The organism is Dorea chungnamensis (assembly GCF_039832125.1).
Taxonomy (GTDB): domain Bacteria; phylum Bacillota; class Clostridia; order Lachnospirales; family Lachnospiraceae; genus JAFBIX01.
In genome coordinates this window covers 14,792-37,296 of the sequence record NZ_JBDOHT010000015.1, presented here as the reverse complement: position 1 = coordinate 37,296, position 22,505 = coordinate 14,792, and the positions used below count along the sequence as shown (strand labels likewise).

Here is a 22,505-nt window from a genome sequence, read left to right as displayed (position 1 = left end):
TCTATTCCTCTCCTTCCCACTCTTTTGTCTCTGCTTTCATCGCAGCAATTGCTTCTTCCTGAGTCATTTTCCCTATCTCACGATATGCATATCCTTGTATCTTCGTATCAAAACCACAGACATGCTTATATTTACAGTAATCACAGCCCGTCTCCTGACCTCTGCGATAAGGCGACACATCCGTGTTGCCTTCCAGTATCTGTCTCTTTGTCTTTTCTATCTTCTGGACAGCATGATGCATCATAATCTGAAATTCTTCCTCAGATACCGCTTTGGAACTTTTCGCAAGGCTCCCATTCTTGTTATATTTTACCGGAACAGCAAGCGATTCTCCATTTTTCTTACGATCCAGATGCTCTAACGTATCGCCACTTAGGTTTATCATGCCATCTGGTTTTAATTCTTTCAAAAGTGCATCTTCGATTTCTTCTTTCTTCTGCTTTTCTACCAATGGATCCTGAATCCGATAATAGAACACACCCGATGGGATTACTTCTTTTCCCGGATGCTTTTGGGTTTCCATCTTTACAGCGGCATCCATATAGACCATCAATTGTAGCTGAAGGCCATGATACAACGATACGATATCAAAAGCCTGACTTCCGGTCTTATAGTCCACTACTTTCACATAGACTTTCTCTTGATCCTCGCAGGTATCTATCCGGTCAATTTTTCCATTGGCAAATCGGAACTCATAAGCGGACGGCCGAAAATCTCCGGCCTCCAATTGCTTTGTCAATGCCCATATCGTTCGTTCCAGCATTCGTTTTATACGGACAATCATATATTCATCTCTGGAAGAACTATAGAGAACAGAATTCCCGTAATCAGTAATTGCTTCTTCCACACTTTCTTCTATATAATACTTCTGTTCATCTTCTGATAAACATACCCAGTCCTTATGTCCTCTCTCCACTTTTTGTGAATACTTCTCCAACGCACTATGACATATATTTCCGAGATCTACTGCCTGAAACTCATACTGCTGTCGTTCCCGTAAGTTCAAACCATATGTAAGAAAATGTGCAAATGCACAGGCCGAGAACCGCTCCATTCTTGTAATACTTGTCTCAAAATTCTCCCCATACAGTCTTTTTGCAACTTCTTCCGTCAATCCATCCATCGGACGCTGATAATATCCAGCATTCAATAAGCTTTCTACCTTCTCGTGCCACTTTGGATTTCTCCTATACCAAGAATACAATTCTTTCCAGGTATCATCCATGCCATTTCCTGTTCCCTGCATTCCCCGGATGATACAATCCAGCCCCATTTTTTCTGTAAACTCTCGCTGTTTTAACTCTTTTTCTTCTTCATCCTGAAGCTTCATAAGAGGAAATATTCTACGCAATTCCTGTATCAGATAAGAAGGGCGGATACTTTTCCCATCGGAAGATACTTTACTATAATAGACTTCCAATTTATCAGAGGGTTTCGTCAGGTTCATATATAGATAAAACTTCTGAATATAAGCTTTTTCTTTTCCTCCAGGCGATAATGCCAACTTCTCTCGTTGAAAACACTCTCGATCACGTTCAGATAATAACCCTGTCTGCAACAATGCACCCGGGAGCTGCGTATCATTTGCCCCCAGGAAAAATAATGCTTTGATATCTTTTAACCTGGTACGCTCCACATCACCGGCTACAACCTGATCTATACTCGGAGGAATCACCCCTACTCTTGCTTCCTCCAGACCGGCATCCAGCAATTCACAGTATTCCTTCAAACTTACTGGCTCATCCCCCAGCAATTCCACAAACTTATCAAAGAGCTCCACTACTATCCGATATACCTGTGCATATTCTTTTGCCAAAGCCAGCTCTCCCATCGCCTGAAATTCTTCTTCTTGCTTTTTTAGGCGCAGCTGCAGTTCTTCACAGACCATGAACTCATACACCGCCAAGGTAATATCCTTTACCGTTTTCTTTCGTTGCTTTAACACAAACATTAATGCATCTGTCTTCTCCACCAAAAGGACGCGAAAATGATTCATACGTTCCAGTTCTTCTTCCGTCATACCTTTCAGACGACGTACCCATTTTTCCTGCCACTTCTTATACCCTTTGATTCCCAGGCCAATCACATAGTTCTCTAATTCATCAATCTCATCACAGGTAAATCCTGCCAGATTCGTGCGCAAGAACCGAAAAACACTTTCGTAGGAGAAATTCTGTTCCGCCATATTCAAAAGGCTTCGAATATACTCCACAAAAGAATTCAAAAGGATACTTCTCTTATGATCCATAAATACCGGTATCTCATACAGTTCAAACGCCCGCTCCAGATAATCCCCGTACACATCCATATTGCTTACGATGACTCCAATATCTCGGTAACGATATCCCTTTCGTCTGACCAGCGCCCGGATATCTCCTGCCAGAGCAAGTGCTTCTTCTTTCGGATTTCTTGCAACATGAATTCCTATCGAATCCTGTTCTTTTCTAAATGTATCTTTCCCATAACGGAACAAGTTCCGTTCCAAAAACGCAAGAGCATCATTTTCACGGAAACGATAAACCGGCTTTTCATACTTACAGATTGGTTCTTCAATCGGAATTTTCTCCTCTTGAGCTAACTGAATCAGCGTAGTAACCGTATGTTTACTCAGTGCAAACAACTGATATGGGTGCTGATAGACATATGGATTTTCACGGTCATCCATCGTAACTGTCACTATCACTTTACGGCAATGCCTGAGCAGTTCCAATATCAAACGATTCTGTACCGGTGTAAATCCCGTGAATCCATCTAACACGATCATACTATTCTTTAATATATCTGATCTGCAGATTACCTTACTCAGAGCATCTAAAAGTTCCTCTTTGGTAATGTATTTTTTCTCCAGATATTCTGAGAATCCACGATATAGAATCTGGATATCTTTTAACTTATAATAAAGTCTCGACTGCTCACCTGCCGTCTCCATTACCCGTTCCAGCTCTTCTTCGCCAATGTCATATTGTGTAAACTCTGAGATAACAGACTTTACTTCACTGATATATCCCAGTTTTTTCATATTACCTCTTAGAACGCATAATTCATTCTCGTAATCTCCCGCAATCTTTCGCAGAATTAGATTCTTTCCCTCATCATCCAATACCGGAAGGGGCTCTCCACCTGTCTCCTCAAACACTCGATATGCAAGACGTCCAAAACTCAGGACATCAATATTCATAATTCCATGACATGGATGCATCGTCACCAGATCCTTCTGTGTCTGCATAGTAAACTGCTCCGGCACCAGAACAATGTAATTTCGTTCCGGATATCTCCGGGCTTCTTCAATAACGTACTGATATAAATCATGTGATTTTCCAGAGCCAGAAGGCCCAAATACAAATTGCAAAGACATCCTTGTCCCTCCCTGAATTGCTATTGTGCTTATTATATCACACTTGTATCAGTGATGCACGGCAATAGAAAAGGCCTGCCGGACAGATGCCAGACAGACCCTACTATCTTCATATATTCTATATTATAAACTTCTTAATTTTTCCGCGAATTCATTACTTAATGTAATCTTTGCTACATAGAATACATCTCCAGTCATATAGACATTCCAGTCATCTTCGATCTCAACCTGAAGATCTCCGCCTGGCATATGAACAATCACTTTATTGTTCGTCATGCCCAGCTTATATGCAACTCCCGCTGCCGCGCAGGCACCTGTTCCTGATGCCAGTGTATAACCGGCGCCTCTTTCATAGATTTCAATAGAGACATGTTCTTTATCAACAACTTTCATAATCTGCGTATTCACACGATTTGGAAAATATCTTGCAATCTCAGCGTAATCTCCGATCTTGCAAACCAACGGCTTAGATATCTCACGCATTGGAATGACACAATGTGGATTTCCGATGGAGACACAAGTGACTGGATATAATGTTCTTCCAAATACCATATCTTCATTGATTACTTCTCGACGCTCCCCTGTAACTGGGATATCATCACTCCAAAAAGATAATTTTCCCATTGACACACGCAGACGGCTGCCGTCTTCATTCAGGAAAGTCACCTCCACTGGTCCATTGCCTGTGTAGAGTTTGAAGTTTTTCTTCTGCACATAACTTGCATCTTTCAGATATTTTGCAAAAATACGAACACCATTACCACTAGTCTCAGATTCACTTCCGTCTGGATTCCATACCTTTACATACATGCCATCTTCTTTTAAGATTGGTCCCTCCAGGACACCGTCAGAGCCCAGTCCCGCATTACGGTCACAAATCATCTTTACATTTTCCGGTGTCAATTCCAATTCATTTTTATTTGGATCAAATACAACATAATCATTTCCCAACCCATGATAACGTTCCAATACAACTTTCATAACATACCTCCATCTTTTTTTACGGGAGTTTTCCCCAAGTCGTTCTAAGCACATCATATCAGGCATTTTTTCCCTTTTCAACGTAATTAGTGCTTATTATATTGCAAATAATGCTCTCTTCATATATGATAATGAAAGAGGTGATTTTCATGGGACAATATATAAAAAAAGGATACCTGAACAGTGAATTCAGACTATTCCACCTGACTGATCAAGAAACTCGTGAAGTAAAATACCATTATCATGATTTTGATAAGATTACCATCTTTATCAAAGGACACGTTATTTATACGATTGAAGGAAAATCTTATGAATTGTCTCCTTATGACATTGTTCTGGTCCGACACAATGACATACATCGTCTGGTTGTAGATAATTCCCAGATCTATGAACGAATCATTGTCTATATCTCACCAAATTTTATGAACGCATACAAAACAGATTCTTATGATTTAAGTTATTGCTTTCAAAAAGCAGAAGAAGAGCATTCCAATGTATTAAGAATTCCTTCCTTAAAAAACAGTTCTTTATTCCAGTCAATCACACGATTAGAAAAATCTTTTTCCGATGACGGATACGCTTCCGATCTTTATCGCCAAGTCCTCTTTCTGGAGTTTATGATACATCTGAACCGTGCTGCAAGAAAAAATCGTCTGGAATTCATTGATACAGATAACTGTAATACCAAAATTCTGGACATCCTGCAATATATTAACGAAAATCTAAACCATGATCTGAACATCGATATCCTTTCAGATCATTTTTACATCAGTAAATACTATATGATGAGACTATTCAAGCAGGAAACCGGTTACACTCTTGGACACTATATTTCCCAAAAACGGCTCCTGCTTGCAAAAGAATTAATACTAACCGGTGTGTCAGGCACACAGGCTTGCTTTGATTGTGGCTTTAAAGATTATTCTACATTTTCCAGAGCTTACAAGAAGTTCTTCCATGAATCGCCACGCGAGACCGGGACTTTACTTTGAAGTTCTAACTTTATCATAGATTTCTACCGGTACAAAGGCTCTTACAAATATTCCATCATCCCGGTAATCTTCTTGCTGTAATTCACCGTATTTACGGATCAACTGAATCTTCCCTGCCTCCTGGTAGGAATACAGATTCTCAATTGCAACTTTCTGTTCACGCAGAACTGCCTCGATTGTTTGAAGCAGTTCTGAAATTCCATCTTTCATCTTTGCAGATATCTTTACGGTATAATCTGCATGAAAATCTCGAATGATCTGTTGATTTCCAGCTTTATCCATCTTATTAAATATGGTGATAACTGGTTTGTCAGTAACCTCCAGATTCTTAAGCGTCTCATATACAATAAACATCTGTTCATCCATCTGCGGATTCGCCATATCAACCACATGCAGAATCAGATCTGCATATTTAGCCTCTTCCAGTGTACTGCGAAATGCTTCAATCAGATGATGAGGAAGCTTTCGGATAAAACCGACGGTATCTGTCAAAAGAATCTCCTGCCCACTTGGCAATTTCAATCCACGGGTCGTTGGATCCAAAGTAGCGAACAGCTTATCCTCAGCCAGAATACCTGCTCCTGTCAATGAATTCAGTAGTGTAGACTTTCCTGCATTCGTATATCCTACAATAGCAGCGACCGGAATTCGATTCCGGTTCCTCTGTTCTCGTGTAACCTCCCTATGACGTTTTACATCTTTCAATTCTCTGTTCAACTGGGCGATCCTACTCTTTATCAGTCTTCGATCCATCTCCAGTTTCTTCTCTCCTGGTCCTCTGGTGCCAATTCCTCCTCCAAGACGAGACATCGCTGTTCCGAAACCAGTCAATCTAGATTGACGATACTTTAATTGTGCCAGTTCTACCTGAATCTTACCTTCACTGGTAGATGCTCTGGAAGCAAAAATATCCAGAATCACCAGCGTACGATCCATTACTTTCGTATCCAACTCATCCTGAAGATTTTTCATCTGTGCCGGCGAAAGTTCATCATCACAAATAATACCTGTTGCGTCCAACTCCCACAACAGGTCTTTTAACTCTTCAATCTTTCCTTTTCCGATATACGTTCCCGGATGCATCTGCTCTCTGTTCTGAATTACTGTTCCAACAGTTTCTGCCCCTGCAGTTGCTGCCAGCTCCTTTAATTCATCCAGTGATTTCTGCGTGTCATCCTGATCCGACAGACTGACTCCTACTAAGATTACCCGCTCGGTTACTTTATCTAATTCAATCATCTTCTCTTTCCTTACCGTGTCTCCAGAAATTCCAGTTCTTTCTGCGCATTCTGATCGTCAGGATAATCATTCAGATATTCCTTCAGCTTCACTTTTGCACTTTCCCAGTCCTCTGCCTGTTCATATGCAACAATTACATTATACTGCATCTCCTGCTTCAGTTCCTCGCTGATATCTTCCTGACCAAGACCGAGACGGAAATAATTAATTGCTGAATCCGGATCTTCTAATTTCAGTTCACAGATTCCAATAAAATTATAAATCGTTCCTGTCTTCTGCGCATTGTTTTCCAGTGCACTTTCAAAAGCATCGCGTGCTCCTTCAAAATCCTCTTGTTCCCATTTGGCAATCCCGATTCCTCTGTAGGCATCCCCCACATTCACCTCTTTTTCAATTGCCTCTTCAAATTGTTCTATCGCCTCTTCATACTGCCCATTTTCCAGATATTCTATTCCTTCTTCCGAAGGATTTTTCCCGCATCCGCTGAGACACACTCCCAAAAGTAAAACGGACAGTACTACCCTTATACGCTTCATACTTCCTCCTATACGTTATATCTTGCTACCCACGCAGCATTTAAAATAGCAGCAAACATTACTCCAACTTCTGCCAATATTGCTTCCCACATACCAAAATAGCCAATAATGGCAAGAATCAAAATCAATCCCTTAACAACCAATGCAAAAGTAATATTCTGGTTTACTACTCTTAATGTCTCTCTGGATATCTTAATTGCATCTATAATTCTTGGAAGTTCATCTTCCATCAATACGATATCAGCTGCCTCAATCGCTGCCGCCGAACCTAACGCTCCCATGGCAATTCCCACATCCGCTCTCGCAAGAACTGGCGCGTCATTGATTCCATCACCTACACATACCAGCCTCTCGGTTCCATCCTGAATACGCAGGAAATCTTCTACCTGCTCCAGCTTATCTTCCGGCATCAAGTCTGCATATGCATAATCCATCTCCAATTCTTTTGCCACTTGTATACTTCCGCTCTTCGTATCGCCAGTCAACATGACCAATACCGCCTTACATTTTTCCTTCAAATATTGAAGTGTATCCACGGCATCTTCTTTTATAGTATCCGCAATAACAATGTATCCCGCATATTTCTTTCCGACAGCTACATAGATAACAGTTCCCGGCTGACTGACATCATCACAAAGTATCTGCTGCTTCTCCATCAGCCTGTTATTTCCAACATAGACGCGCTCTCCTTCGAATGTCGCATTGACACCATATCCTGGTATCTCTCGCATTCTATATACTTTATTCTCTGCTATCTCTTTCCCATAGGCTTCCCTCAGTGACTGTGCAATCGGATGATTAGAGTGGCACTCAACATGTGCGGCGATCCTAAGGAGTTCCTCGTTCGGCATTCCAATTGCCTTGACTTCCTTCACATGAAAGACACCTTCCGTCAGGGTCCCTGTCTTATCAAAAATAAATGTATCAGCCTTTGCCAGATCTTCCAGGAAATTACCGCCCTTCATTACAATTCCATGGCGTGCAGCCGTTACGATTCCTCCAAGAAATGCAATTGGTACTGACAATACCAATCCACAGGGACAGGCAATCACCAGGAAAATCAATCCGCGGTAAATCCAAGTATCCCAATTTCCATAAGAAAATGTCAGTGACGGATATATCATGACCGCAAAAGCTCCCAACAACATAAGCGGTGTGTAAATTCTGGAGAATCTGGTGATGAAAGTCTCACTCTCTGCCTTTTTATTCTGCGCATCCTCCACCATCTCCATGATTCTGGATACGGTAGAATCCACATATAATTCTAAAACTTTTGCTTCAATCACACCATTCAGATTAATACATCCACTATAAATCTTATCCCCCGGCCATGCAGATTGAGGAATTGCTTCTCCCGTAATTGCCTTCGTATCAATACTCGTAGTGCCTGATGTTATCACAGCATCTACCGGAATACGCTCTCCCGGCTTAATCACAATAATATGTCCCGGCTTCAATGCGGACGGATCTACCTTGAATTCTCTTCCATGAACCTTTCTTGTTGCATATTCTGGACGGATATTAATCAACTCTTCAATATTTTTTTTCGCTCTGTCTCTTGAAAAAGCTTCAAAAATCATTCCCAATTCAAACAAAAGAATTACAAGTACACCTTCTACATACCTTCCAATTCCCAAAGCTCCAATTGTGGCCAAGATTATTAACGTATATTCTGACAGGAACTTTTTCTGCAGCAGATTTTGTTCCAGTTTCTTAAAAGCATCAAACCCTATGATCAGATACGCAATAAGAAACCATATAAATTTTACTCTGTCAGTTAACGTCAGATGTATGGTAGCTTCAATCGCACTCACATACACCAACACCCCTACACTATAAATGATACATCTTTTTTTCAACTTCTCCGTCATATGATATTCCCTTTAATCACTATATGAAAACTACTCCATAATATGTTCCATTCCTTGACTGATAATTGTCTGGATATGATCATCTGCCAGCGAATAATATACGGTCTTTCCTTCTCTGCGGTTCTTCACTAACTTCATCTGTTTCAATATTCGAAGCTGATGGGATATAGCTGACTGCGTCATGCCTAACACCTCGGCAAGATCACAGACACACATCTCAGCCTCCAATAACACACACAAAATCTTAATTCTTGTCGAATCAGCAAATACCTTATAAAAATCTGCCAGTTCTTTTAACAGATCTTCTTCCGGCATCTTGTTCTTCACCATGTAAACTGTATCCGTATGAACACATGTAACTTCGCAACACTCAGCTTCCGTTCTCTTCATACATTCCTTCCTTTCAAAAAATCAGAAACCTTATCAATTAATTATGCCAAATGGCCTCTTCAAATTCAACCATTTGGCATAAAATGAAATTAAAATTAATAATTTTGTAACTATTGTATATCTATTTGATTCGTTCTTTTTGAGTATACAGCACACGAATCGAATTCATCACGCACAACATGGCAACTCCCGTATCCGCAAACACAGCCATCCACATGTTCGCATATCCCATAATTCCTAATATCATAATCAGGAACTTAATAATCAAAGCAAAAGCGACATTCTGCATTGCAATTTTACCAGTTTGTCTGGCAATTTTTACTGCTTCAGGAATTGCATTCATTGATGAAGTCATGAAAACGACATCTGCTGCTTCAATTGCTGCATCTGCGCCATTTCCCATAGCTGCTCCTACATCTGCCCCCGCAAGAACTGGAGCATCATTAATCCCGTCACCTACAAACATAACAGAACCATATTGTTCACGAATCTTCTGTAAATGTTCCAGCTTCTCTTGAGGCAGGAGCTGAGCATGCACTTCATCAATTCCTGTCTTCTTGGCCACAGCTATCGCATTATCCTTCGCATCTCCTGTCAACATTGCTGTCACCAAATTCTGAGACTTCATCCGACTCACAGCATCAGTCGCTTCCTCTTTAATCACATCGGCAACAACCAGATAGCCTGCTAATTTGCCGTCTACGGCGAGCAACACTTCCGTTCCATATATTCCTGCTTCATAATCATTGGTATCTATACCATATAATTCCAACAATCCGCGATTACCGCAAAGCACTGTTCCTTCCGGGAATACTGCACGGATTCCCTTCCCTGATATCTCCTCTGCTTCCAATGGTCTGACAAGCCCCAGTCCTTTTTCTTTCGCTGCTGCCACTATACTGGTTCCAATTGGATGTGTAGAATTCAGCTCACAATCGGCTGCCATCGTCAATATCTGCTTTTCCGTTAATCTTCCCAATGACTCTACTCGCTGAACCACAAAATTTCCCTTGGTAATGGTTCCCGTCTTATCCATGACTACAGCTTTTATATCTTTCAGCGCTTCAATCGCAATTCCGCCTTTAAATAAGATTCCCTGTCTGGATCCAGCCCCAATACCCGAGAAAAAGGCCAGCGGCACACTCAGTACCAATGCACACGGGCAACTGATGACCAGGAATGTAATTGCCGTATAGATCCAGTAATTCCAGTTACCAGTAATCAAGGAAGGAATCACAGCCGTCAATATCGCTGCAAAAACAACAACTGGCGTATAGATTCGGGCGAACCTTGTAATAAAGCGATCAATCTTTGGCTTGCTTGCCGCAGCATTTTCTACCGAATCCAGAATACGTGTCACCATAGATTCACCTAACGGCTTTTGAACTTCCAGCTTCAACACGCCCAGATCATTGACACATCCAGAATATATCTCTTTCCCAGGAAATACACTGACAGGTACCGGTTCTCCAGTAACCGGTGAAGTATCGATCTGACTACGTCCTTCAATAACTTTTCCATCCAAAGGAATACGATCCCCCGGACGAATCAGAATAATATCTCCAACTTTTGCATCCTGTGCCGGAATACTCTTCACTTCGTCTCCCTTGACCAGATTCACGACTTCAGGCCTAAGATCTACCGCCTCCATTATCTGAGACCGACTACGGCTTACTGCAATCTCTTCGAACACTTCTCCCACACGATAGAACAACATAACTCCTACAGCTTCCGCAAAATCTCCGATTGCAAATGCCGCCAATGTTGCCACACTCATCAAAAAATTCTCATCAAATACGTGTCCTTTTGCCAGATTCCTAACTGCTGTCCAGACAATTTCCAGTCCAAGAATCACATATGCAGCCACAAATACAATACTCACAATCCATGAACCTGGAAGCATATGACTTGCAATTTGACCTGCGATGAACAAAACTGCACCTACAGCAATAGCCAGAATATCCTTCTTATTCTCTTCCAAAGGATTCTCTTTCTTCTTATTCACACTTCGATCTTCCCTTGGTGTTACGATTACTGCTTCTTCTATTGAAGCACAAATTCTCCTGAATTCTGGCAACAACTTTTCCTGATTATCTGCTGCCACAATCAATTGTTTTGTTGCAAATGTAATCGTTGCCATCTCAACACCTGGAAGCTCACGAATCTGTCGTTCCATCTTAGCTGCACAATTGGCACATCCAAGATTCTCTAAAATATAAACTCTTTTTTCTACCCCTTCCGGCATTGAAGGTATCCTTTGCTCTTCTATCTCATGATGGTGGTGCTCATGTCCGCAGCCGCATTCACATACCGTTTCCTTTCTTCTCTCCCGATTCTCCATATCTATATCCTCCTGGCTGGTTAAATCTTTTCATATGAACAATTATTCATATGTTCATATTTAAATATAATCACATTCTGATACTTTTGTCAATATATTTATGCAGAAACGAGATTAACTTTGCGAATTTCATTGCTAGAACAAAGAGTTCTGCGAGCAGAACTCTCGCGCCTCCGGCGGTCGCTTGCGACATCTTCAGCTTTCGCCGGAGTGCGCATCCTCCCGGAGGGTTTTTACTCTATGGAAACGAAGTTTCCTATAGAGAAAAAAACAGAAGCAGGTATATTCCCGCTTCTGTTTTTATTTCCCCATTATTTTGCTTTTTTCTTCTTTGCAAGCTTTGCCATCAATTCATTCTCTCCGTCAAAGATTCTGGATATACGGAATCTCTTTTGAATAGAGTATGTATCTTCTGAAAACACTTCCTCAAATAATGCTTTTGGATTAGCAACTTCTTTCATTCCTTTTCGCTCGATAGCATCAGTTACGACTGAAACCGTTCCGTTAAATACAATAGAGCTTCCTTTTACAGTAGCATTGTCTACTTCGAGCACTTTATAGAAAATGAATTCATTACCGGCTCTTGAACTATAAGTTGGATAATAGATGTACACATCATCATCAACCAAAAAAATACGATAGGTTGAATTAATATAAACATCGTAGATCAAAGACAGCATGATAATAAAAACTGCAAATATACAGATTGTAAATATCGGAATGCTGTGCACAAATGAATTAGATATAACCCCCGCTACAATAATTGCGACAACGCTCACCCCAAGAACTGTCATCAGGTAACCTCTGCGAACATCCAAAATTGTCTTCGTTTGTTTTAATTCCATATGAAGCCCTCCATTTCGTTTTTGTTCTCACTACCTCTTTTATTATACTCTTTTATCTAATATAAAATCAAGATATTGTAGGAATTTCTACCATCTTGACTGACTTTCTCTGCTATTTTCTACCGCACAGGAGATTGCCTCATTAAATGTCGGATGCGCACGCATTGCATACATTAACTGTGCAGATGTTAATCCATTCGCAATTGCCGTTGCCAATTCTCCAATCATATCCGTTGCACGCTGACACATAAGCTGCGCTCCCAGGAGCACATCACTATCGGCTGCAAATAATACCTTAATGAATCCTTGCTCTTCTTTTGAAATAATGGACTGTCCATTGACATTCATGACGTATTTTCCACAGCGAAGCGGTATTCCCTTCTTTCTTGCCTCTTCTTCCGTAATTCCCACAGAAGCAATCTCTGGATCTGTATACAGACAACTTGGAACTATAGAAATAGACGTGAACAAACAGCTCGGAACCATCTCCACAATCACAGAAGGCTCCACATTATTCATGCGTTCTACTACGTATGTCGCTTGTGCAGAGGCAACATGTGCCAGTTGAATTCCACCAATCACATCTCCGATCGCATAAATTCCAGGGAGATTCGTCATATAGAAATCATCTACAACGATTCTGCCATTTTCTAATTTTATCGGAACATCTGAATCAAATAATCCTGTTGTATTGGCAACTCTGCCCACAGAAACCAGCACCGCATCCACACAAGTCTTTTGATTTTCCCCCTGACATACATAACGGCATTCCAGTCCTTTGTCATCCTTTGTAATTTTTTCCAATATACTTTTCTTACAAATATGTATTCCACGATTTGTAAGAATCTCTTCTAATGCATCTGAAAATTCCTGATCCATATTCGGAAGAAGGCGGTCAGACACCTCAACAATCGTCACCTTACCACCTAGTGCATTGAATACTGTTGCCAATTCAATTCCTATAACTCCACCGCCAAGAATCAACAATCTGCCATAGCTGCTTTCTTCTGATGTCAATAATTCTTCACTTGTCATAACTCCAGGCAGATCCATTCCTGGAATGTCTATCATCCGTGCTTTCGCTCCCGTTGCAATCAAAATATTTTTTCCAATATAATATTCTGTTCTCTGGTCAGATGTTGTTACCCGCACTCTGCGATCACTTTGAATAACAGCAGTTCCCTTTACGGATTCAATACCAAGTGCATCAAATTCTTTCTGCAATTCTTCTCGCATTCTGGCTGATGATAATTCCTTATATTCATATATCTTCTGCAGATCAAATCCAACTTTCTCTGCAGTAAGTCCGAATTTCTCACACTCTGTCATCTCACGATACAGTGTCGCCGCATGAATCAAAGCCTTTGTAGGAATACATCCACGGTTAATACAAGTACCGCCAATCTCTCCCTTATCTATGATAACAACCGACATCCCTAGTTTTGCCGCTTTCTTTGCCGCTATATATCCTCCCGGACCTGCTCCAATAATTACAAGATCATATTGTTTTCCCATCGTATCCCTCCTGGTATCTCTACCCTTCTATTCAATCTGCCAGTCAATCGGTTCGATTCCATGTTCTTCAAGAAATGAGTTCGTCTGGCTAAAAGGTTTGCTGCCAAAAAAACCTCTGTATGCAGATAACGGACTTGGATGAGGCGCTTTCAGGATTAAATGATTTGGATTCGTAAGCATCTTCTCTTTTTTCTGAGCGGGTGCTCCCCATAGAATAAACACGATCGGTCGATCCTGATTATTTAACGCCATAATTGCCGCATCTGTAAATTCCTCCCAACCAATCCCGCGATGGGAATTAGCCTGATGTGCACGCACGGTAAGGACTGTATTCAACATCAAAACACCTTGTTCGGCCCATTTCGTCAAACATCCATGATTTGGAATCGTACAACCAAGATCATCATGCAATTCCTGATAGATATTAACCAGAGATGGAGGTATATCTACACCTTTCTTTACAGAAAAGCAAAGTCCATGCGCCTGCCCATCATTGTGATATGGATCTTGTCCCAGAATCACAACTTTTACCTTATGTAATGGTGTCAGATGAAACGCATTAAAGATATCATCTGCCGGCGGAAAGATTTTTCTCGTCTTATACTCCTGATTTACCGTTTCAAATAATTTTCTATAATAGGGCTTTTTAAACTCTCCCTGAAGAGCCTCCAGCCAATCATTATTAATCGCAGCCATAACATTCACCTCTCTGCTACAGACGTACGGACACACCTCGTCCTTTCAGATATTCTTTTACTTCTTTAATCTCCAGTTCTTTATAATGAAACAATGATGCAGCTAATGCAGCATCTGCTTTTCCGTCCGTCAATGCATCATAAAAATGTTCCAGCGTCCCGGCACCCCCGGATGCAATCACAGGAATGGATACCTCTTCTGCAATAGCTCTTGTAAGTTCCAGATCATATCCTGCTTTCGTTCCATCACAATCCATACTCGTCAGAAGTATCTCTCCGGCTCCTAACTTTTCAACTCTAGAAGCCCATTCCAGCGCATCGATTCCCACATCAATACGTCCGCCATTCTTATATATGTTCCAACCGCTTCCATCAGCTCTTTTTTTGGCATCAATAGCTACAACTACACACTGACTGCCAAACTTATCTGCCGCATCTGAAATCAATCTTGGCGTATTAATAGCAGAAGAATTAATAGAAATCTTATCCGCTCCTTCCCGAAGCAACGCCTTAAAATCGTCTACAGTCCGAATACCGCCGCCCACGGTAAACGGAATAAATACGGTCTCTGCTACCTTCCGAACCATATCTATCACAGTTTCTCTGGCATCTGAAGATGCTGTGATATCCAAAAACACCAGTTCATCAGCACCAGCTTTATCATATGCCTTACCAATCTCCACTGGATCACCGGCATCTCTTAAATCAACGAAGTTGACACCTTTTACTACTCGTCCATTATTTACATCCAGACATGGAATAATTCTCTTTGTATGCATCCTTTAACCTCCGCCTATATTTCCACAAAATTCTTAAGTATCTGAATTCCCACATCACTGCTCTTTTCCGGATGGAATTGACAAGCAAACACATTGTCTTTCTCAACAGAAGCATGAATATGTGTACTATACTCTGTTGTTGCTGTTACAATCCCCTCATCTGCTGCTCTCAGATAATAAGAGTGTACAAAATAAACGTAAGGTTCTTCTGGCAGATTAGCAAATAACCTTCCTTGATTCTGGAACTTCAGTGAATTCCATCCCATATGCGGAATCTTAAGTCCTTCTTTGTCCGGAATTCGTAAGATCTCACCTTTTAAAATTCCCAGGCCTTCCACTCCCGGTGTCTCATCACTTCTTTCAAATAATAACTGCAGTCCCAGGCAGATTCCCAAAAATGGAGTCTTCTGGTCTACAACTTCGCCAATGACTTCCTCCAGACCATACTGACGTATCTTACCCATGGCATCTCCAAATGCACCAACTCCAGGAAGTATAACCTTATCTGCCTGCAATATTGTCTCTCTGTCCCTGGTGATGGTTACGTCCTGTCCCAGTAACTGCATGGCTTTTTCCACACTTTTAATATTTCCCGCATCGTAATCTATAATTGCTATCAATGTTCAAACCCGCCTTTCCTCATCCTGTCTTGCTCCGATTGCTTCTGCGCTCATTGCTATGGGCTTATTGTACATCAAGTTCGAACCAGAATTCAACACCATTGTCATAATTCTTGACACCATATTTCTGGTGGAAAGATTCCATAATTGCTTTTACGATTGACAGCCCAATTCCATTACCGCCATATTCTCTGGTATGTGCTTTATCTACTTTATAAAACTTATCCCAGATGTGCGTAATATCCTTTTCAGGAATTGGATTACCTGTATTGAATACTGTCACTTTCGCCTTCTGTTGTTCAAGCGTAATCTTCACTTCTACTACCTTTTCACCTTTCACATGATGAAATGCATTACTGATATAGTTACGAAGGACCTGCTCAATCTTGAATTCATCTCCCCATACACAGACAGGCTCCGACTGGCGAAAGATAACGGTAATATCTTCCTGTTGCGCAAGAATCTCCATACTCTGCAAAACACCTCTGATGAGCTCCGTCAGATTGAAACGTGTAAATTCAATCTCCTCATCTCCAAACTCTAACTGATTCAATGTCAAAAGATTCTTCACCATCTGATTCATTTTTGCCGCTTCATCCATAATAACATCACAATAGAATTCGCGGCTTTCAGGGTCATCACTGACGCCCTCCTTCAGACCTTCGGCATATCCCTGAATCAAAGCAATCGGAGTCTTCAGTTCATGAGACACATTGCCCAGGAATTCATTACGCATCTGTTCCAGCTTATCTTTCCGCTCAATATCTTTCTGCAGTTCATTATTTGCCTTTTTCAACTCCGATATCGTGCTTTCCAGTTTCTCAGACATGCGATTGAAATTTGCACCCAACTCGCCAATCTCATTACTTCCACCACTGGTATATTTTGCATCAAAATCAAGGTTGGCCATTTTATCAGACAACACAGCCAACTCAAGGATTGGATTGGTAAGTCTTTTAGAAAAATACCAGATAAATACAATTGATATTATGATCAGAAAACTGGCAATATATATCAGAAAGCGATTAGAGATTGCTGCGCTTTCCCGGATACTTTCCAGTGGGCTCCGAAGTAAGAACTGGCTTCCATCATCGAAAGTCCCCCACATCTCAATATAATAATTCTGATTCCATGGATCCCAGGATTGATTGATCTGATATCCTTCCGTACTCTCCAATATCTTGCTTTCTTTCTGTGCCTGATTCAGGAAATATCCTACCAGTTGGTTTTTCAACAGATTCTTATCATGCACATTGGTGTAAACAGCTCCTCGTTCGTCTTCCACCAAAAAAGAAATATTGTTTTTTTCTGCAAGATGCACCAGATTACTCGAGACCTCTTCATCATCCAAAGTTCCATTTTCTCTTGCTTCATTTAACTTCTCATACATATTGATAAACTGTGTCTCTTTATTACGAATATAATACGGCTCCAGAAACTTTACATTAATTACCAGAAGCGCCAGCACAAGAAAAATCAAAAGCCCCAAAAACACCGTAATCATCTGTCGCTTAATAGAATGTTTCATGCCTCATCAACCTCGAATTTATATCCCATTCCCCAGATTGTCTTAATATAATTTCCCTTTTCTCCTAACTTACTTCTCAATTTCTTCACATGGGTATCAATAGTCCTTGCATCTCCAAAATAATCATAATTCCACACATTATTCAATATCTTCTCTCGAGACAACGCAATCCCCTGATTCTCCACAAAATATGTCAGTAATTCAAATTCCTTGAAGCTCAGATCTATTTCCCCGCCATCTATCTTTACCTGATGTGCTGCTTTATCAATGACAATTCCGCCGGCATCTATCGTCTCACCAGCCGCAATAGCATTGGACCTTCTTAAGACAGCCTCAACACGTGCGACCAGAATCTTCGGACTAAATGGCTTGGAAATATATTCATCCACTCCCAGATTAAATCCCTGAAGTTCATCACTTTCCTCCGCTCTCGCAGTCAACATGATAATCGGTACCTGAGAAGACTGCCGAATCTCCCTACAAGTCTGCCAGCCATCCATTCTCGGCATCATAACATCCAGTATCACCAGTGCAATATCCTTCTCCTCATAAAAAATTTCCATCGCTTCCATACCGTCACCAGCTTCCAGAACAACATATCCTTCCCGCTCCAGGAAATCCTTCACCAGCTTGCGCATTCTACTTTCATCATCCACTACTAATATCTTAATCTTCTCCATGAAATCACCCCAAACAAATTATTATTCATATTTTATATCATAGCACGGATTTATGACGCTTTTGTGAATTTTTTAAATGGGGACGTAGTAAAATTGCATTTTACTACGTCCCCATTTAAAAAACACCCTGTACCCATTTGACATTTTTTAATAGATTTCTTCTATACATATATTATTCATTTCTATTTTTCATTTTTCTTTAACGCTTCTATAATATAATTAATAATTATTTTCTATCCATAAAGGAGGTATTCTGACATGCCTGAATTTGCATTGCCCGAAAATTTTGAAACTTATCCCGAAGCACGCAAAAAAGCTTTTCTAACAATGAAGGAATTGAAGGAACAGGGGCATCGTATTGTTGGAGTTTTTTGTACTTATACTCCATGGGAACTGATTCTGGCTGCTGATGCAGTTGCAGTTGTGTTATGTGGTATAGGAGATGACAATATTCCTGCTGCTGAGGTTCGTCTTCCCAAAAACTTGTGCCCGCTGATCAAGGCCAGTTATGGAGCAGCTGTTACCGATCGTTGTCCTTTCTTCTATTTCTCAGATATGGTTCTTGCTGAGACAACTTGCGACGGTAAGAAAAAAATGTATGAATTGATGGGTGAATTAAAACACTGCCATATTATGCAGCTTCCACCGGGAAAGACTGGCCGCGGCGCTCTTGAATTCTGGAAACAGGAAGTCATTAGTGTAAAAGAAGATTTGGAACAATTCTACAATATAACCATTACCGACGATAAGATACGAGATGCTATCAAGCTTCGCAACCGGGAACGAAAAGCTGTTCTTGATTTCTTTGAGGTTGCCAGACTGAAGCCATCTCCGATTACGGGCTATGAGATTGCCACAGTGATTGCTTCCAATGAATTCTCTCCAAATCTGGAAGATAAGATTGCTTTTCTTGAAAAACGTACTGCAGAATTAAAAGACCTTTATGAGCGCGAATATAAAGGAAAACCATCCAGACCTCGTATTCTCATTACAGGTTGCCCTACCACCGGCGTTATGGACAAGATTATCAAGCGAATTGAAGAACTTGGCGCAGACGTTGTTGGATTTGAGAACTGTTGTGGTCCTCGCGAGAAGAAAGACCCGATCGATGAAACAAAGGATCCAATTACCGCAATTGCCGAAAAATACCTTCGCGTTAACTGTTCTGTAATGAGTCCAAACCCAGGACGTTTAGAAGCACTGGATGTACAGATTGATGAGTATCAGGTGGACGGTGTCGTAGAAGTCTTATTACAGGCCTGTCATACATTTGCCATTGAATCAGATGCTGTAAAGACATTCGTTACCAAAGAAAAGCATATTCCTTATATTGCAATCAATACTGATTATTCGCCAGCCGATCAGGCTCAGATTGATACACGACTCGGTGCATTTATTGAATTATTACAGTAATTTACTTAAGCTTATCTGACTTTTTAATTTAAATTATGTAATGATAAATACATATCAAAAAATCAGGGGGGAAATTTTTTGTAAATTTCTCCCTGATTTTTATTATGTACATCTATCCATTCTATTTAGCAGGCTGATTTATAAAAAGGAATCCCATAAATCTGATAAATGTGTAAACCACAAATACTACTGCAAGCACAGTCTCAATGAGTACTACATATTTTAATACTGGCATTGGTTGTCCCATATTGGCAAGACAAGCCATTGTCTGCTTCGTTGCAATTGCACTGATAACAAATGGGAAAGTAAATGCTGCATAACTCGGATAAAATTTTAATTTCAAATATCCGATTGCTTTTACAATTGAAAAGATGTAAAGCACGGTTGCAACTGCAAGCATTGCAAGAAGAAATCCTCTTGATTTTGGAGTCACGGATTGTACGTATCCTGCAATACAAAGACTTGTAGGTGCTGCGTAGATACAGAGCAATGGCTGAGCTGGTTCAGGGATCTGCGGACACTTTACATATCGAACCGTAACAAGTACCAGCAAGATAATCAATGTCACAAAACCAAACCAGAATGCTGCCGCACCGATTCCTGTCTGTTCAAACGCCGGTGCCGTAACAGCTGCAACTGCGATTCCAACATATACAATATAATAACTAGCAAAAACTTTTGGCAGTTGAAGTTTTAGGATAAACTTCACTGTAAAATATACAATCAGCACAATATGCAGACCGATCGCAAAGAACCAGATATACATTGCTGCCGGCCCTATGAATGGTTTCACATATGTACTAAGAAGCATTAATGCCATCGGAAATGTTCCAGATACACTTGCCATGATTGGATTCTGCATATCTTCTTTGATCATCTTTGGAAAGATGATCAGTTTTAAAAGTACCAAAATCAATAAAAATGCAGCTACAATTCCACATACTAAGCGAATACCCTCTCCATAACTCTGAAGCAGATTTCCAAGTGCTGCAAATCCAAGCATTACACCGCAAAGAGGCACTGGAACTTTTTTAATTATATTCATGTCACTCTATTCCTTTCTGGCTTAACGTTATATTTAAATCTCAGCAATCGTACGTCTTGGTGCCGGCTCATCAATCTCGTCCAGATTCTTAATACCCAACTCACGACAGACAATCTGAGCAACTTTCCATGTACAAAGACCTGTAAAGAAAATGCACTGTTCCTTGTGTTCTCCACGTCCTTTATCGAACTCTTTTGTAAGGACCCTACAGCAGATCGCATTCTTCTGATTTGCTACCTTGAACCAGTCATGAAGTTCCTTGGTAAGTTCCATACATTTTACACTCTTCGGATTAGTAGGGCCATCCTGCTCAGTACGTCCAAAGAACATTCCAAGCGCCAGAATACCTCCATTAAATGCACCACAGACACATCCTGACTTTCCTGCACCAACTGCCATACCAGATGCCATAGCGATTACTTCCTCTGGAACATCCAGTTTAAATTCATCACGAATTGCGCTGATTAACGCCTCACAACAATAATAACCTTCTTTAAATTTTTTCTCTGCCACCTGCTGTACCGCTCTTGGGCTGATTTCTGTTACTCCAATATTCATCACAATGTCCTCCTTAATTTGTAACACTTTTCATTTGTTATTATTGTAACACACCTTTTTTCAAGCTAATCATCGGTGTTTTTTATGAGTATATTGTATCTTTCTATATATAGAGATTTCCCAAAAAAAAGCTTCGAAAGTTTTATCTTTTTTTGTATAAAAGGTAAAACTTTTGAAGCTTCATCAACTTTTTGTTACTTGCTTTCAACTATCTTGTGATACTTCCAATCTGGATCTTGTCTAACCACTCTTTTACATGACGCTGAAAAATATCCACACCATTACCTATCACCTCATTCTTCCGTGTAAGCATACAAATCTTCCATTCATAGATACCATCTGAAAATGGAATTAAAACCATATCCTCATGCCCCATATCATCAGAGACAAAATCTACCGTAACAGATATCCCTTTATTCTCCCTAACCATCTTATGACATAGACTAAAGCCACTCGTCTCAAACATAATATTGGGTTCAAAGCCCGCCTCCCGACATTTATCAACAATCATGTCGTGGATTTTAAATTCTCTGCTTTCTATATATAGAGGCTCTCCTTCCAGATCCTGAATTAACACAGAACTTTTTTTACTTAAACGATGTTTTTTGTTAACCAAAAGCTTTACAGGAAATGATGCCAATTCAGATACATCATATAATTTCTCATCACAAGGTGCCAGAGAAAAAGCAACATTGCCTTCTCCAGACAAAAACCATCGTTCCACCTGTTTGTCCGGGCATTCTCTATGATAAAAATCAATCTCTGGATACCTTCGCTTAAAATCCAAAAGACACTCCGGTGTTACAAGACGCAAAATACCAAATGCAGAAAGCAGATCTACTACTCCATGCTCTTTCTGCTTAATGCGTAACATTTCATTTCTCATATTATGATAGTCAAATTTTGCTTTTTGAGCATATTCAAAAAAACATTTTCCACATTCAGACAGTTCCATTCCACTGCTGGTGCGTATGAAAAGTTCACAGTCACATTCATTCTCCAGGTTTTTAATCACTTTACTGATACCTTGAGGCGTCATATAAAGAAGTTTCGACGCTTTTGTCAGATGTTTTGTCTCTACAACTGCAAAAAACACATTCAAATCTCTAATATTCATCCTAC

At 40.4% G+C, this 22,505-nt stretch carries 19 protein-coding genes; 2 read left to right on the top strand and 17 right to left on the bottom strand.

The window, feature by feature from the left end:
• Nucleotide 1: 1 nt before the first annotated feature.
• Together addB and dapF are read right to left on the bottom strand one after the other, a co-directional pair.
• Entirely contained in the window at nt 2-3,355 is a 3,354-nt protein-coding gene (gene addB, locus ABE613_RS12275) for a helicase-exonuclease AddAB subunit AddB (protein ID WP_347376509.1), read from the bottom strand.
• A 123-nt stretch (nt 3,356-3,478) separates the two neighbouring features.
• The gene (gene dapF / locus ABE613_RS12270; RefSeq protein ID WP_235233888.1) at nt 3,479-4,336 is read right to left on the bottom strand and encodes a diaminopimelate epimerase; all 858 of its coding nucleotides are present in this window, start codon (nt 4,334-4,336) and stop codon (nt 3,479-3,481) included.
• A gap of 149 nt (nt 4,337-4,485) precedes the next feature.
• On the opposite strand from dapF, the gene ABE613_RS12265 reads away from it, so the two are divergent.
• Nucleotides 4,486-5,328: a helix-turn-helix domain-containing protein gene (locus ABE613_RS12265; RefSeq protein WP_235233889.1), complete on the top strand. Its 843-nt coding sequence runs from the start codon at nt 4,486-4,488 to the stop codon at nt 5,326-5,328.
• On the opposite strand, the gene hflX is transcribed toward ABE613_RS12265, so the two are convergent.
• The 12 genes from hflX to ABE613_RS12205 form a co-directional block, all read right to left on the bottom strand.
• Nucleotides 5,320-6,567, bottom strand: coding sequence for a GTPase HflX (hflX, locus tag ABE613_RS12260; protein ID WP_235233890.1), 1,248 nt, complete (start codon nt 6,565-6,567; stop codon nt 5,320-5,322). The two genes, ABE613_RS12265 and hflX, sit on opposite strands and share 9 nt — an antisense overlap.
• Nucleotides 6,568-6,578: 11 nt before the next feature.
• Nucleotides 6,579-7,103 carry a tetratricopeptide repeat protein gene (locus ABE613_RS12255; RefSeq protein WP_235233894.1) on the bottom strand — a complete coding sequence of 175 codons (525 nt, stop codon included), beginning with the start codon at nt 7,101-7,103 and terminating at the stop codon, nt 6,579-6,581.
• Nucleotides 7,104-7,111: 8 nt separating this feature from the next.
• Nucleotides 7,112-8,974 carry a heavy metal translocating P-type ATPase gene (locus ABE613_RS12250; protein WP_347376508.1) on the bottom strand — a complete coding sequence of 621 codons (1,863 nt, stop codon included), beginning with the start codon at nt 8,972-8,974 and terminating at the stop codon, nt 7,112-7,114.
• A 30-nt stretch (nt 8,975-9,004) separates the two neighbouring features.
• Complete coding sequence (locus tag ABE613_RS12245) at nt 9,005-9,364, bottom strand: ArsR/SmtB family transcription factor (RefSeq protein WP_235233896.1); 360 nt, start codon at nt 9,362-9,364, stop codon at nt 9,005-9,007.
• 121 nt (nt 9,365-9,485) lie between these two features.
• Entirely contained in the window at nt 9,486-11,705 is a 2,220-nt protein-coding gene (locus ABE613_RS12240) for a heavy metal translocating P-type ATPase (RefSeq protein WP_510182358.1), read from the bottom strand.
• Nucleotides 11,706-12,016: 311 nt separating this feature from the next.
• On the bottom strand, nt 12,017-12,550 hold the full coding sequence (locus ABE613_RS12235) for a hypothetical protein (protein ID WP_347376507.1): 534 nt from the start codon (nt 12,548-12,550) through the stop codon (nt 12,017-12,019).
• An 87-nt stretch (nt 12,551-12,637) separates the two neighbouring features.
• Nucleotides 12,638-14,065: a dihydrolipoyl dehydrogenase gene (gene lpdA / locus ABE613_RS12230; protein WP_235233901.1), complete on the bottom strand. Its 1,428-nt coding sequence runs from the start codon at nt 14,063-14,065 to the stop codon at nt 12,638-12,640.
• A gap of 27 nt (nt 14,066-14,092) precedes the next feature.
• Nucleotides 14,093-14,761: a uracil-DNA glycosylase gene (locus ABE613_RS12225; protein WP_235233903.1), complete on the bottom strand. Its 669-nt coding sequence runs from the start codon at nt 14,759-14,761 to the stop codon at nt 14,093-14,095.
• Nucleotides 14,762-14,777: 16 nt separating this feature from the next.
• Nucleotides 14,778-15,539, bottom strand: coding sequence for an imidazole glycerol phosphate synthase subunit HisF (gene hisF / locus ABE613_RS12220; protein ID WP_235233906.1), 762 nt, complete (start codon nt 15,537-15,539; stop codon nt 14,778-14,780).
• 14 nt (nt 15,540-15,553) lie between these two features.
• A complete protein-coding gene (hisH, locus tag ABE613_RS12215) occupies nt 15,554-16,159 on the bottom strand; it encodes an imidazole glycerol phosphate synthase subunit HisH (protein WP_235233908.1) in 606 nt (201 codons plus the stop codon).
• Nucleotides 16,160-16,223: 64 nt separating this feature from the next.
• A complete protein-coding gene (locus ABE613_RS12210; protein WP_347376506.1) occupies nt 16,224-17,687 on the bottom strand; it encodes a sensor histidine kinase in 1,464 nt (487 codons plus the stop codon).
• Nucleotides 17,684-18,367 (bottom strand): response regulator transcription factor, encoded by a 684-nt coding sequence (locus tag ABE613_RS12205; protein WP_235233912.1) that lies wholly within the window; start codon nt 18,365-18,367, stop codon nt 17,684-17,686. Before ABE613_RS12205 ends, ABE613_RS12210 begins: the two co-directional genes overlap by 4 nt.
• A gap of 258 nt (nt 18,368-18,625) precedes the next feature.
• Between ABE613_RS12205 and ABE613_RS12200 the strand changes: the two genes are divergently transcribed.
• Nucleotides 18,626-19,780: a double-cubane-cluster-containing anaerobic reductase gene (locus ABE613_RS12200; protein WP_235233914.1), complete on the top strand. Its 1,155-nt coding sequence runs from the start codon at nt 18,626-18,628 to the stop codon at nt 19,778-19,780.
• Nucleotides 19,781-19,901: 121 nt separating this feature from the next.
• On the opposite strand, the gene ABE613_RS12195 is transcribed toward ABE613_RS12200, so the two are convergent.
• The 3 genes from ABE613_RS12195 to ABE613_RS12185 all read right to left on the bottom strand — a co-directional run bounded on the left by ABE613_RS12195 (nt 19,902) and on the right by ABE613_RS12185 (nt 22,500).
• Nucleotides 19,902-20,825, bottom strand: a complete 924-nt coding sequence (locus ABE613_RS12195) for a TDT family transporter (RefSeq protein WP_347376505.1) — start codon at nt 20,823-20,825, stop codon at nt 19,902-19,904.
• Between the two features lie 33 nt (nt 20,826-20,858).
• Entirely contained in the window at nt 20,859-21,383 is a 525-nt protein-coding gene (locus ABE613_RS12190) for a C-GCAxxG-C-C family protein (RefSeq protein WP_235233918.1), read from the bottom strand.
• 208 nt (nt 21,384-21,591) lie between these two features.
• Nucleotides 21,592-22,500, bottom strand: coding sequence for a LysR family transcriptional regulator (locus ABE613_RS12185; RefSeq protein ID WP_235233920.1), 909 nt, complete (start codon nt 22,498-22,500; stop codon nt 21,592-21,594).
• Nucleotides 22,501-22,505: the final 5 nt, after the last annotated feature.

Bases quoted from the DNA above. Each gene is read 5' to 3' on its own strand.
- addB (WP_347376509.1), bottom strand. From the start codon at position 3,355: ATGTCTTTGCAATTTGTATTTGGGCCTTCTGGCTCTGGAAAATCACAT.
- dapF (WP_235233888.1), bottom strand. From the start codon at position 4,336: ATGAAAGTTGTATTGGAACGTTATCATGGGTTGGGAAATGATTATGTT.
- ABE613_RS12265 (WP_235233889.1), top strand. From the start codon at position 4,486: ATGGGACAATATATAAAAAAAGGATACCTGAACAGTGAATTCAGACTA.
- hflX (WP_235233890.1), bottom strand. From the start codon at position 6,567: ATGATTGAATTAGATAAAGTAACCGAGCGGGTAATCTTAGTAGGAGTC.
- ABE613_RS12255 (WP_235233894.1), bottom strand. From the start codon at position 7,103: ATGAAGCGTATAAGGGTAGTACTGTCCGTTTTACTTTTGGGAGTGTGT.
- ABE613_RS12250 (WP_347376508.1), bottom strand. From the start codon at position 8,974: ATGACGGAGAAGTTGAAAAAAAGATGTATCATTTATAGTGTAGGGGTG.
- ABE613_RS12245 (WP_235233896.1), bottom strand. From the start codon at position 9,364: ATGAAGAGAACGGAAGCTGAGTGTTGCGAAGTTACATGTGTTCATACG.
- ABE613_RS12240 (WP_510182358.1), bottom strand. From the start codon at position 11,705: ATGGAGAATCGGGAGAGAAGAAAGGAAACGGTATGTGAATGCGGCTGC.
- ABE613_RS12235 (WP_347376507.1), bottom strand. From the start codon at position 12,550: ATGGAATTAAAACAAACGAAGACAATTTTGGATGTTCGCAGAGGTTAC.
- lpdA (WP_235233901.1), bottom strand. From the start codon at position 14,065: ATGGGAAAACAATATGATCTTGTAATTATTGGAGCAGGTCCGGGAGGA.
- ABE613_RS12225 (WP_235233903.1), bottom strand. From the start codon at position 14,761: ATGGCTGCGATTAATAATGATTGGCTGGAGGCTCTTCAGGGAGAGTTT.
- hisF (WP_235233906.1), bottom strand. From the start codon at position 15,539: ATGCATACAAAGAGAATTATTCCATGTCTGGATGTAAATAATGGACGA.
- ABE613_RS12210 (WP_347376506.1), bottom strand. From the start codon at position 17,687: ATGAAACATTCTATTAAGCGACAGATGATTACGGTGTTTTTGGGGCTT.
- ABE613_RS12205 (WP_235233912.1), bottom strand. From the start codon at position 18,367: ATGGAGAAGATTAAGATATTAGTAGTGGATGATGAAAGTAGAATGCGC.
- ABE613_RS12200 (WP_235233914.1), top strand. From the start codon at position 18,626: ATGCCTGAATTTGCATTGCCCGAAAATTTTGAAACTTATCCCGAAGCA.
- ABE613_RS12195 (WP_347376505.1), bottom strand. From the start codon at position 20,825: ATGAATATAATTAAAAAAGTTCCAGTGCCTCTTTGCGGTGTAATGCTT.
- ABE613_RS12190 (WP_235233918.1), bottom strand. From the start codon at position 21,383: ATGAATATTGGAGTAACAGAAATCAGCCCAAGAGCGGTACAGCAGGTG.
- ABE613_RS12185 (WP_235233920.1), bottom strand. From the start codon at position 22,500: ATGAATATTAGAGATTTGAATGTGTTTTTTGCAGTTGTAGAGACAAAA.